At 73.8% G+C, this 11,424-nt stretch carries 13 protein-coding genes; 11 read left to right on the forward strand and 2 right to left on the reverse strand.

Translation table 11 applies throughout. The features are described 5' to 3' along the window. Positions 1-156: 156 nt before the first annotated feature. Positions 157-918, reverse strand: a complete 762-nt coding sequence (locus tag ACSNN9_RS25310; RefSeq protein WP_436675719.1) for an SDR family NAD(P)-dependent oxidoreductase — start codon at positions 916-918, stop codon at positions 157-159. A 96-nt stretch (positions 919-1,014) separates the two neighbouring features. Between ACSNN9_RS25310 and ACSNN9_RS25315 the strand changes: the two genes are divergently transcribed. The 8 genes from ACSNN9_RS25315 to ACSNN9_RS25350 all read left to right on the forward strand — a co-directional run bounded on the left by ACSNN9_RS25315 (position 1,015) and on the right by ACSNN9_RS25350 (position 8,557). Beyond that, positions 1,015-1,374, forward strand: coding sequence for a histidine triad nucleotide-binding protein (locus ACSNN9_RS25315; RefSeq protein WP_357871942.1), 360 nt, complete (start codon positions 1,015-1,017; stop codon positions 1,372-1,374). Then, on the forward strand, positions 1,371-2,747 hold the full coding sequence (locus tag ACSNN9_RS25320; RefSeq protein WP_436675720.1) for a serine hydrolase domain-containing protein: 1,377 nt from the start codon (positions 1,371-1,373) through the stop codon (positions 2,745-2,747). Before ACSNN9_RS25315 ends, ACSNN9_RS25320 begins: the two co-directional genes overlap by 4 nt. Before the next feature lie 217 nt (positions 2,748-2,964). Next, positions 2,965-4,020 (forward strand): PhoH family protein, encoded by a 1,056-nt coding sequence (locus ACSNN9_RS25325; RefSeq protein ID WP_357871936.1) that lies wholly within the window; start codon positions 2,965-2,967, stop codon positions 4,018-4,020. A 15-nt stretch (positions 4,021-4,035) separates the two neighbouring features. Beyond that, positions 4,036-4,509: an rRNA maturation RNase YbeY gene (ybeY, locus tag ACSNN9_RS25330; protein ID WP_436675721.1), complete on the forward strand. Its 474-nt coding sequence runs from the start codon at positions 4,036-4,038 to the stop codon at positions 4,507-4,509. Then, on the forward strand, positions 4,485-5,897 hold the full coding sequence (locus ACSNN9_RS25335) for a hemolysin family protein (RefSeq protein ID WP_436675726.1): 1,413 nt from the start codon (positions 4,485-4,487) through the stop codon (positions 5,895-5,897). Before ybeY ends, ACSNN9_RS25335 begins: the two co-directional genes overlap by 25 nt. Continuing rightward, positions 5,890-6,276: a cytidine deaminase gene (locus ACSNN9_RS25340; protein ID WP_357871933.1), complete on the forward strand. Its 387-nt coding sequence runs from the start codon at positions 5,890-5,892 to the stop codon at positions 6,274-6,276. Before ACSNN9_RS25335 ends, ACSNN9_RS25340 begins: the two co-directional genes overlap by 8 nt. Beyond that, positions 6,273-7,169: a GTPase Era gene (era, locus tag ACSNN9_RS25345; RefSeq protein ID WP_436675722.1), complete on the forward strand. Its 897-nt coding sequence runs from the start codon at positions 6,273-6,275 to the stop codon at positions 7,167-7,169. Before ACSNN9_RS25340 ends, era begins: the two co-directional genes overlap by 4 nt. A gap of 179 nt (positions 7,170-7,348) precedes the next feature. Further along, complete coding sequence (locus ACSNN9_RS25350) at positions 7,349-8,557, forward strand: acyltransferase family protein (RefSeq protein WP_436675723.1); 1,209 nt, start codon at positions 7,349-7,351, stop codon at positions 8,555-8,557. Here ACSNN9_RS25350 and ACSNN9_RS25355 read toward each other — a convergent pair. Further along, entirely contained in the window at positions 8,544-9,374 is an 831-nt protein-coding gene (locus tag ACSNN9_RS25355; protein WP_436675724.1) for a DUF4097 family beta strand repeat-containing protein, read from the reverse strand. The two genes, ACSNN9_RS25350 and ACSNN9_RS25355, sit on opposite strands and share 14 nt — an antisense overlap. Before the next feature lie 100 nt (positions 9,375-9,474). On the opposite strand from ACSNN9_RS25355, the gene recO reads away from it, so the two are divergent. From recO to ACSNN9_RS25370, 3 genes are all read left to right on the forward strand, one after another. Beyond that, entirely contained in the window at positions 9,475-10,317 is an 843-nt protein-coding gene (recO, locus tag ACSNN9_RS25360) for a DNA repair protein RecO (RefSeq protein ID WP_436675725.1), read from the forward strand. 32 nt (positions 10,318-10,349) lie between these two features. Further along, entirely contained in the window at positions 10,350-11,129 is a 780-nt protein-coding gene (locus ACSNN9_RS25365; protein ID WP_358091185.1) for an isoprenyl transferase, read from the forward strand. A 64-nt stretch (positions 11,130-11,193) separates the two neighbouring features. Beyond that, positions 11,194-11,379, forward strand: a complete 186-nt coding sequence (locus ACSNN9_RS25370; RefSeq protein WP_311413809.1) for a hypothetical protein — start codon at positions 11,194-11,196, stop codon at positions 11,377-11,379. The last annotated feature ends 45 nt before the right edge of the window (positions 11,380-11,424 follow it).

Raw genomic sequence — 11,424 nt, forward strand, 5'->3', positions numbered from 1 at the left:
GTCCCCGCGCCCGTCCCCGTCCCCCCACGACGATCTTGCAGTAGTGGTGGGCGGAATGTGCGTTGTCGCGGTTTTTGTGGGGCACCACAACTGCATGATCGCCGAGACCGGCGTGGCGAGACGGGCGTGGCGCGACGGGGGAGTGGGGGCGGGCGGTCAGCTGCGCAGGTAGGAGGCGCCGTTGAGGTCGACGATGGTGCCGGAGGCCCACTCCGCCTGCGGGGAGGCGAGCCAGTGGACGGCGGCGGCGATCTCCTCGGGGCGGGCCACCCGGTTGAACGGGCTCTGCGCCCGGATCGCGGCACCCCGCTCCCCGCTCAGGTGCCCGGTGGTCATGTCGGTCTCCACGAAGCCCGGGGCGACCGTGGCGATCGCGATGCCGTACGGGGCGAGGGCCACCGCCAGCGACTGTCCCAGCGCGTTCAGACCCGCCTTGCTCGCCCCGTACGCCGGCTGCTCCGGCTCGCCCCGGAAGGCTCCCCGGGAGGAGACGTTGACGATCCGGCCGCCCCGGTCGCGCATGTGCTGCGCCGCGCACCAGATGACGTTGCCCGCGCCGGTCAGGTTGGTCTCCAGCACCAGCCGCCACTGCGCGCGCCACTGCTCGTAGGAGGCGCCGAAGACCGGGTGCGGGGCGTCCCGCTCGCCGTACACGCCGGCGTTGTTGACCAGCACGTCCAGCCCGCCGAGCAGGCCGGCCGCCTCGTCGACCATCGCCCGTACGGCGTCCGGGTCGGTCAGGTCGGCGCGGACCACCACGTGCCCCTCGCCGGGCAGTTCGGCGCGTAGCCGTTCGGCCAGCTCCGCCGAGTCCCGGTGGTGGATCGCCACCCGGTCGCCGCCGGCCGCGAACGCGGTCGCCACCGCCCGCCCGATGCCGCGCGAGGCCCCCGTCACCAGTACCGCCCGTGAAGTCACGCCGGCCATCATGCCCGGCCGTCCCGTCCGTTCGCGGGGAAGGGTCACCTGCCGCACGGCAGGCGTCGACGAGGCGCCCGTCCTTACACTGCCCCGATGGGAACCGACTGCCTGTTCTGCCGGATCGTCGCCGGGGAGATCCCGGCCACGATCGTCCGGGAAACCGCCACCACGCTCGCCTTCCGCGACATCGGCCCGAAGGCGCCGGTGCACGTGCTGGTCATCCCGAAGGAGCACTACGCCGACGTGGCGACGCTCGCCCAGGGCGACCCGGCGCTGGCCGGGGAGGTGCTCGCCACAGCCGCCGCGGTGGCCGAGGACGAGGGGCTGCTCGGCGACGGCTTCCGGCTGATGTTCAACACCGGCGCGTACGGCGGCCAGGAGGTCTTCCACGTGCACGCGCACGTGCTCGGCGGGGCGCCACTGGGCCCGATGCTGGCCCGGAACCTCGCGTGACGGCGGTCGGCGACCGCCTGTCCCGGCTGGTGCGCACGGTCCAGTCGCAGGCCCGGGTGCCGGCGGTGTCGGCGGCCCTGCACCGGGCGGACCGCCCGCTCTGGACGTGCGCCGTGGGTGGGACCGGCAACGACACCGAGCTGGGGCCGGGCACCCGGTTCCGGATCGGGTCGGTCACGAAGACGTTCACCGCCGTGCTGACGCTCCAGTGCCGCGACGACGGCCTGCTCGACCTCGACGACCCGCTGGGCCGGCACCTGGACCTGCCGGCCCACGGCGAGCTGACGGTGCGCCGGCTGCTGTCGCACACCGCCGGCCTGCAACGCGAGCCGTACGGCGACGTCTGGGACACCCTGCGCGCGCCGGACGTCGAGGGGCTGGTGGCCGACCTGGCCCGGGCCGAGCGGGTGCTGCCCCCGGGCCGCCGCTACCACTACTCGAACCTCGGCATGGCGCTGCTCGGCCGGCTCGTCGGCCACCTGCGGGGCGGCACCTGGCCGGAGGTGCTCGGCGAGCGGGTGCTGACCCCGCTGGGGCTGGCCGGGACCTCGGTGACGCCCGGGCCGCACGCCGCGACGGGCTTCCTGGTCGACGCCTACTCCGACGAGGCGCACCCCGAGCCGCCGACGGACTTCGGGGCGCTCGGTCCGGCGGCGCAGCTCTGGAGCACCGCCTCCGACATGGCCCGCTGGGCGGCCTTCCTCGCCGACCCGGCGGCGCTGGACCCGGCCGGCGCCGTGCTCGCCCCGGCCACGCTCGACGAGATGCGCTGGCCGGCGACGGTCACCGACGAGACGCTCTGGGCCGGCGGCTTCGGGCTGGGGCTGATCCTGGTGCCGCAGGGCAAGCGGATCATGCACGTCGGCCACGACGGCGCGATGCCCGGATTCCTGGCCGGCGTCTACGGCCGGCGGGGCGGGGAGGGCACTCCCGGCGCGATGGGGGTCGCGGTGCTCGGCTCCTCCGGCACCGCCGGCGATCTCCTCGACCTGCCGCACCGGCTGCTGGCCGCCGCCGTCGAGCACGACCCGGCCGACATCGCGCCGTGGCAGCCGGGCCCGCCCGCCCCCGAGGGCGTACGCGGGCTGCTCGGCCGCTGGTGGGGAGAGGGTTTCGAGTACGTCTTCTCCTGGCACGACGGCGAGCTGCGGGCCCGGGGCGCCGACGATCCGGCGGGCAGGCCACCGTCGGTCTTCGTCCCGCTGCCGGACCGGCCGGACGTGTTCCGCACGGTCTCCGGCCGGGAGGCGGGGGAGTTGCTCCGGCTGACCCGCGACGAGCACGGCACGGTGGTGCGGATGCACTGGGCGACCTACCGGTTCACCCGGCACCAGGAGACCTTCGAGCGGTACGACTTCCGAGCCGGCTCCTGACGGGCGCGCGACCGGACGGGGCGCGGCCGAGGAGCCGCCCCGTCCGGTCCGCTCCCGTCCCACCTGCCCCGTCCGGTCCGCTCGTGCCGCAGGCGCGGAAATGGGCAGGGTGTCACCGCTGTTGGAAAGATAAGATGGCAGGAACGTCAGCGCGCCGCGCCAGCAGGCCCGGCGCCGAGATCGAGAGCAGGTGGCGCAGGGCCCCTCGGCCCGACCTATGACCGGCACCCCACCTCCCGGCCCGCCCCGGGTGCAGACCAGGATCACCGTCCCGGATTCCAAGATCATGGTCAACCTGCTCGGCGCGGGTGACGAGATCCTGCGACTGGTCGAGCGCTCGGTCGACAGCGACGTGCACGTCCGGGGCAACGAGATCACCATCACCGGCGCCCCCGCCGACAACGCCCTCGCCGAGCGGATCTTCAGCGAGCTGCTCGAGCTCATCGAGAAAGGCGAGACCCTGACCACTGACGCCGTCCGGCGTACCGTCGGCATGCTCGAGCAGGGCGGCGCCGAGCGGCCCGCCGAGGTCCTGACGCTCAACATCCTCTCCCGGCGCGGCCGCACCATCCGTCCCAAGACGCTGGGGCAGAAGCGCTACGTCGACGCGATCGACGCGCACACCATCGTCTTCGGCATCGGCCCCGCCGGCACCGGCAAGACCTACCTGGCCATGGCGAAGGCCGTCCAGGCGTTGCAGGCCAAGCAGGTCAACCGGATCATCCTGACCCGGCCGGCGGTCGAGGCGGGGGAGCGGCTCGGCTTCCTGCCCGGCACGCTCAACGAGAAGATCGACCCCTACCTGCGCCCGCTCTACGACGCGCTGCACGACATGCTCGACCCGGACACCATCCCCAAGCTGATGGCGGCGGGCACGATCGAGGTCGCGCCGCTGGCGTACATGCGGGGGCGTACCCTCAACGACGCGTTCATCATCCTCGACGAGGCACAGAACACCACGCCCGAGCAGATGAAGATGTTCCTCACCCGGCTCGGCTTCGGTTCCAAGATCGTCGTCACCGGTGACGTCACCCAGGTGGACCTTCCCGGTGGCACGACCAGCGGCCTGCGGGTGGTCCGGGAGATCCTGGAGAACGTCGAGGACGTGCACTTCGCCCAGCTCTCCAGCTCCGACGTGGTCCGCCACCGGCTGGTCGGGGAGATCGTCGACGCGTACGCCCGCTGGGACGAGCGGGAGAACCAGCAGGCGCAGAGCGTGCACGCCGTGCCGGGGCGGTCCGCCCAGGGCGGCCGGGCCGGCCGGCGCCGCTAGACCGAGGGAAGACTGTTGTCCATCGAGATCGCCAACGAGTCGGGTGTCGACGTCGACACCGACGCCGTGCTCGCCGTCGCCCGGCACGCCCTCGACGAGATGGGGGTCAACCCCCTCGCCGAGCTCTCCGTGCTGCTGGTCGACATCGACTACATGACCGAGCTCAACCACCGGTGGATGGGCGGCGACGGCCCGACCGACGTGCTGGCCTTCCCCATGGACGAGGGCAGCGTCGACCACGGGCCCGGCGAGACGTCCGCCGCCGGCGGCGAGCCCGCGCTGCTCGGCGACATCGTGCTCTGCCCGGAGGTGGCGGCCAAGCAGGCGGCCACCGCCGGCCACGCCGCCGCCGACGAGCTGCACCTGCTCACCGTGCACGGCGTGCTGCACCTGCTCGGCTACGACCACGCCGAGCCCGAGGAGGAGCGGGAGATGTTCGCCCTCCAGGGCCGGCTGCTGGCGAGCTGGCGGTCGACCCGGTCCCGGTGATGACCACCCCGACACTGGCGGCCGGCGCCACCGGCCTGCCCGACCTGCAACTGCTGGTCTCCGCGGCCGGCCTGGTGGTGCTGGCCGGCCTGATCGCCATGACCGAGGCGGCGCTCGCCGCGGTCTCGCCCGCCCGCGCCGCCGAGCTGGCCCGCGACGGCGTACGGGGCGCCCGGACGCTCCAGGCCGTCGCCGGGGACGTGGTCCGCCACCTCAACCTGCTCCTGCTGTTGCGGCTGCTCGCCGAGCTGACCGCCACCACCCTGGTGGCGCTGGTCGCGGTGGACACCTTCGGCGCGGGCTGGCGCGCGGCGCTGGTCACCGCCGGGGCGATGACCGTGATCAGCTTCGTGGTGGTCGGGGTCGGCCCCCGCACCATCGGCCGGCAGCACGCGTACGCGGTCGGGCGGTCCGTCGCCCCGCTGGTCCGCTGGCTGGGCCGGGCGCTCAACCCGCTCGCCTCGCTGCTGATCCTGATCGGCAACGCGGTCACGCCGGGCCGGGGCTTCCGGGAGGGGCCGTTCGCCACCCAGGTGGAGCTGCGCGAGCTGGTCGACCTGGCCGAGCAGCGCGGTGTCGTGGAACACGGCGAGCGGCAGATGATCCACTCGGTCTTCGCACTCGGCGACACGATCGCCCGCGAGGTGATGGTGCCGCGTACCGAGATGGTGTGGATAGAGGAACGCAAGACGCTCTCCCAGGCGCTGGCGCTCTTCCTGCGCTCCGGCTTCTCCCGGATCCCGGTCATCGGCGAGAGCGTCGACGACGTGCTCGGCGTGCTCTACCTCAAGGACCTGATCCGGCGGACCCAGGGCGGCGCCCCGGAGGACCGGCAGCTCCCGGTCGCCGAGCTGATGCGCCCCGCCACCTTCGTGCCGGAGTCCAAGCCGGTCGACGACCTGCTCTCGGAGATGCAGGCCGCCCGCAACCACCTGGTCATCGTCGTCGACGAGTACGGCGGCACCGGCGGGCTGGTCACCATCGAGGACATCCTGGAGGAGATCGTCGGAGAGATCACCGACGAGTACGATGTCGAGCGCCCGCCGGTCGAGCACCTCGACGACGGGGCGGTGCGGGTGACCGCGCGGCTCCCGGTGGAGGACCTGGGCGAGCTGTTCGACACCGACCTCCCCACCGACGAGGTGGAGACCGTGGGCGGCCTGCTGGCCCAGTCCCTGGGCCGGGTCCCGATCCCCGGGGCGCAGGTCGAGGTCGCCGGGCTCCAGCTGATCGCCGAGGGCACCACCGGCCGACGCAACCGGATCGACACCGTGCTGGTGAACCGGGCGGAGTCGACCGACACACAGAACGGCCCGGGCCGCGGCGAGCACGCCGAGCCCCGGGACGACACGAACCGATCCGAGGAGAGGCAACCCGCCGATGCCTGAGTCACCCGCCGTACCGGCCGCCCGGCCCACCCCGTCCGACCCGGTCGAGCTGAGCGCCGAGGACGGCAAGCTGGTCGTCCTGGCGCGGGGCGCGCGTGGCCGGGTGGGCGCCGTGGAGGGCGCGGCGGTCCGCGACCAGGACGGCCGGACGTACGCCGCGGCGAGCGTCTCGTTGCCCTCGTTGACGATCACCGCGCTCCAGCTCGCGGTGGCCTCGGCGGTGGCGGCCGGCGCGACCCGGCTGGAGGCCGCCGTGGTGGTGACCGAGGCGTCGACGCTGGACGGCGCCGGGCACGCCGCGGTACGGGACCTCGCCGCGGACGCGCCGATCCACGTGGCCGCCCCGGACGGGGCCGTCCTGGGCACGGTGGTGGAGTGAGCGATCTCCAGCCGCGCCCCTACCGGGCCGGATTCGCCTGTTTCGTCGGCCGGCCGAACGCCGGGAAGTCGACGCTGACCAACGCGATCGTCGGGCAGAAGATCGCCATCACCTCGAACAAGCCCCAGACGACCAGGCACATCATCCGGGCCGTCCTGCACCGCCCGGAGTCCCAGCTGGTGCTGGTCGACACCCCGGGCCTGCACCGCCCCCGTACGCTGCTCGGCGAGCGCCTCAACGACCTGGTCCGGCAGACCTGGAGCGAGGTCGACGTGATCGGCCTCTGCATCCCGGCGGACGAGCCGATCGGGCGGGGCGACCGGTTCATCACCGGCGAGCTGGCCGAGCTGAAGGCCACCGTGCTGGCGGTGGTCACGAAGACCGACCTGGTGGACCGCAAGCGGCTGGCCGAGCAACTGCTCGCGGTCAGCGAGCTGGGCGAGTTCGCCGAGGTGGTGCCGGTCAGCGCGGTCTCCGGGCACCAGGTGGACACCCTGGTCGACGTGATGACCGGCTACCTGCCCGAGTCGCCGCAGCTCTACCCGGACGACATGCTCACCGACGACCCGGAGCAGGTGCTGGTCGCCGAGCTGATCCGGGAGGCCGCCCTGGAGGGCGTCCGCGACGAGCTGCCGCACTCCATCGCGGTGGTCGTCGAGGAGATGGTTCCCGAGGGCCAGCTCATGAAGATCTACGCCGACGTCTACGTCGAGCGGCCCAGCCAGAAGGCGATCGTGATCGGCCACCGGGCCAGCCGCCTCAAGCACGTCGGCACCACCGCCCGCCACCAGATCGAGGAACTGCTCGGCACCCGGGTCTACCTCGACCTGCACGTCCGGGTGGCCAAGGACTGGCAGCGGGATCCGAAGCAGCTGCGCAAGCTGGGCTTCTGACGCCGGGGCCGGGGCGCAGGCGCGTCCCGGCCCCGGCGCGGCCCCGTCTGGGGTGATCGTTCCCGGTCGGGCGTATGGAGGATGTCACGTTCCGGGTGGGGTGTTTGTCGTTTGCCGCGTACGGCGCGGAGGGTAGGGGGTAGGACAGCCCCCGTACCCCCGGACATAGATGCAGGCTGATGCGAAACCGATACCTGGACCTGCTCCGCTTCCTGGCCATCGTTCGAGTCGTCGTCTACCACGTCACCGGTTGGGCCACGCTGACCCTCGTCTTCCCGGCGATGTCGGTGATGTTCGCGCTCGCCGGCTCGCTGATGGCGGCCTCACTGCACCGGTGGGGGCCCGAGGCGGTCGTCCGCCGGTTGCGGCGCCTGCTGCCGTCGCTCTGGGTGCTCGCCGCCGTCTTCGTGCCCGCCATGCTGCTCACCGGGCTGCCGCTGAGCCCGAAGGTGCTGCTCTGGCTCTTTCCGATCGCCGACCCGCCGGCCAACGGCTGGGGCGCGATCGCGCTCAGCGTGATCTGGTACCTGCGCGACTACCTCTGGTTCGTGCTCGCCTCGCCGGTGGCCCTCTGGCTGTTCCGGCGCGCCCCGGTGCCCACCCTGGTCGCCCCGTACGCCCTGCTCGCGGCGGCCGAACTGGGCCTGCTCCCGGCGCTGCCGGTGGCGCTGCACCAGTTCGGCCTCTACTTCGGAGCGTGGCTGCTCGGCTTCGCCCACCAGGCCGGCATGCTGCGCCGCCTGGCCAACCGGGTGCTGGTGCCGCTCGCGCTGGCCCTCGCCGCCGCCGGGGCCGCCTGGGTCGTCACCCACCCCGGGCCGCGCGGGTACGACCTGAACGACAACCCCCTGGGCAACGCCCTCTGGTCGGCGGCCTTCGTCCTCGTGCTGCTCGGCCGGGGGCCGGCGAGCGCGTCCTGGGTGGACCACAGCGCCGCGTTCGGCCGGGTGGTGACCGTGTTCAACCGGCGGGCGCTCACCGTCTACCTGTGGCACATGCCGTTCGTGGTGGCGCTCACCCCGCTGGTCGACGTGGTGGGCTGGTCGCATCAGGACCCGCTCGGCCTGGCGATCCGGGTGGCGCTGGTCTTCGCGCTGGTCGCGGCGGTGACCGCCCTGGTCGGCTGGGTCGAGGACGTGGCGGCCCGCAGACCGCCGGAGCTGGTCCCCGGCGCCCGCCCCCGCCCGGCCATTGCTCGCCCGGCCGCCGCCGGGAAGCTCGGCGGCCCGGCCCCCGCCCGCGCGGCCGTCGGCGGGATGGTCGACGGCCCGGCCACCGCCCGCCCGGCCGCCGGCCGGAGGGTCGACGGCCCGGCCACGGGGCGGGCGGTGGTGCCGGCGCCCCGGGGCGCCCGGGAACCGGAGACCGTCGAGATCAGCGCTGGGTGACCGTCACGTTGCCGCTGCCGGTGGAGAGGTCCAGCACCAGCGCGGCGGACGGGTCGTCGGTGACGCCCAGCTCGGCGTCGCCGCTGTCGGTGCTGGAGCGGACCCGGTAGCGGCCCGCCGGTACGACCAGCTCGACGTTTCCGCTGGAGGCGTGCACCCGCGCCGAGGCGGGTGTCGTGAGGTCGACGGTGACGTCCCCGGAGCCGGCCTCGGCGTCCACCCCGCCGTCGAGGCGGTGCGCGGTGATGTCGCCGGAGGAGGTGCGCAGCGTGACCGCGGCCGCGACCTCGGCGACCTCGACGTTGCCGGAGCCGGCCTCCGCCCGGACGGGGCCACCGGCGCCGGAGACCTGGATGTTGCCCGAGCCGGTCTGGGCGCGGACGGGGCCGCTGGACGCGGTCACCCGGATGTTGCCGGAGCCGAGCCGCATCTCCACCGGGCCCACCCTGCTCAGGTCGACGTCACCGGAGCCGGTCTCGCCCTTCACGCTCACCCCGTCCGGGGCGGTGACCTCGTAGGAGACGGTGCACCGGGAGCCGCAGTCGGTGTCCAGCACCAGCTCGGTGCCCTTGATCTCGTACGTCGTGTCGGGCTGGCCGCCCTGGTAGCGCACCACCCGCTTGACCCGCACCTCGTCCTGCGCGCCGATGGCGCGGACGGTCACGTCGCCGGCCCCCGGGAGCACCCGGATGCTGCTGATCCGGACCGCCTCGGTGTTGTCGTAGTCGAGCCGGCGGAAGGACAGGTTGTCGCACCCGGCGGAGACGATCAGGGTGGTGGCCGCAGCGAGCGCGGCGGCGGTGCGGTGCAGAGCCATGCGAGCACGCTACGAGGCGCGGCCCGCACCACGCATCGGGGTTCCGCGCGCGGACACCCCGAGCTGACCCTGATTCCGCACCCCGAGAGAGAATGGTCCGATGGCCGGGTACCGCCGACAGCTCTACCGCGACGACGCGGTGGTCCTGCGCGTGCAGAAGCTCGGCGAGTCCGACCGGATCATCACCCTGCTCACCCGCCGGCACGGCCGGCTGCGCGCGGTGGCCCGGGGAGTCCGCCGCACCACCAGCAAGTTCGGCGCCCGGCTGGAGCCGTTCGGTCACGTCGACCTCCAGCTCGCCGGCGACCCGAAGGGCAACCACGGCAGCTCGCTGCACACGGTCAGCCAGGTCGAGGGCATCGACCTCTACGGCAAGCGCTTCCTCGGCGACTATCCGCGCTACACGGCCGCCAGCGCGATCGCCGAGACCGCCGAGCGGCTCACCCCCGTCGAGCGGGAGCCGTCGCTGCGGCTGTTCCAGCTCACCCTGGGCGCGCTGCGTGCGCTCGCCGAGGGCAGCCACGCCACCACGCTGGTGCTCGACGCGTACCTGCTGCGCGGCATGACGCTCGCCGGTTGGGCGCCGGCGCTGACCGCCTGCGCCGTCTGCGGCACGCCGGGGCGGCACCGGGCGTTCTCCGTACCGGCCGGGGGCGCGGTCTGCCCGGACTGCCGGCCGCCCGGCGCGGCCCACCCCGCCCCGGCCACCATCGACCTGATGTCCGCGCTGACCAGCGGCGACTGGCGGGTCGCCGACGCCACCGAGACCGGCGTACGCCGGGAGTGCAGCGGCCTGGTCGCGGCGCACCTGCAGTGGCACCTGGAGCGCGCGCTACGCTCGCTGCCGCTGGTCGACCGGGGCGCCCCGGCGACCGGCCCGGTCCCGCCGCCGGGTGGCGTCGGGTCCGGTGCGGACGGCGCGAGCAGGGGGAGGACCGAGTGATCCGATCGTTGAGGGCCGGGCGTCGCGAGCCGGTGCCGCCGACACCGCACCCGTCGGGCGCCCGACCGCCGGCGCTGCCCGCCGACGCGGTGCCGAAGCACGTCGCCGTGGTGATGGACGGCAACGGCCGGTGGGCCAAGGAGCGCGGGCTGCCCCGTACCAAGGGCCACGAGGCGGGGGAGTTCTCCCTCTTCGACACCGTCGAGGGCGCCATCGAGCTGGGCATCCCCTACCTGTCGGCGTACGCCTTCTCCACCGAGAACTGGCGGCGCTCGCCGGACGAGGTCCGGTTCCTGATGGGCTTCAACCGGGACGTCATCCGCCGCCGCCGCGACCAGCTGGTCGACCTCGGGGTGCGGGTGGTCTGGTCCGGCCGGGCCGGCCGGCTCTGGAAGAGCGTCATCTCCGAGTTGCAGACGGCGGAGGAGATGTCCCGGGGCAACTCGACGCTGACCCTCCAGTTCTGCGTCAACTACGGCGGTCAGGCCGAGATCGCCGACGCCGCCGCCGCCATCGCCCGCGACGTCGCGGCGGGCCGGCTGGACCCGGAGAAGGTCACCGAGAAGACCGTCGCGAAGTACCTCTACCACCCGGAGATCCCCGAGGTGGACCTGTTCCTGCGGCCCTCCGGCGAGGAGCGGATCTCGAACTTCCTGCTCTGGCAGACCGCGTACGCCGAGCTGATCTTCCTCGACACGCTCTGGCCCGACTTCGACCGCCGCCACCTCTGGTACGCCTGCGAGCTGTACGCGCAGCGGGACCGCCGCTTCGGCGGCGCGCTGCCCAACCCGGTCGCCCCGCCGCCCGCCTGAGGCTTACCGCCCGGTCGTACGGGGTACCACGGTGGTCAGCAGCCACCGACGGAGGTGAACCCACATGATCCAGAAGCGAATTGCCCAGTGGGCGATGATGGCCGTCGCCGTGCCGTTGGCGGCGGCGGGCGCGCGCCGGCTCAGCCACACCCTGGAGGCCCGCCGTGGCCCGACCGGGGTGAGCCGCCTGCTCACCAAGGGCGCCGACATGCTCCGCCCGCAGAAGGCCAAGCGTCGCCGCTTCTTCTGACCGACCCACCTCTCACCGTGACCTGACCCCGAACCCCCGACCCGC

It is taken from the genome of Micromonospora sp. URMC 107, assembly GCF_051386315.1.
Lineage (GTDB): Bacteria > Actinomycetota > Actinomycetes > Mycobacteriales > Micromonosporaceae > Micromonospora.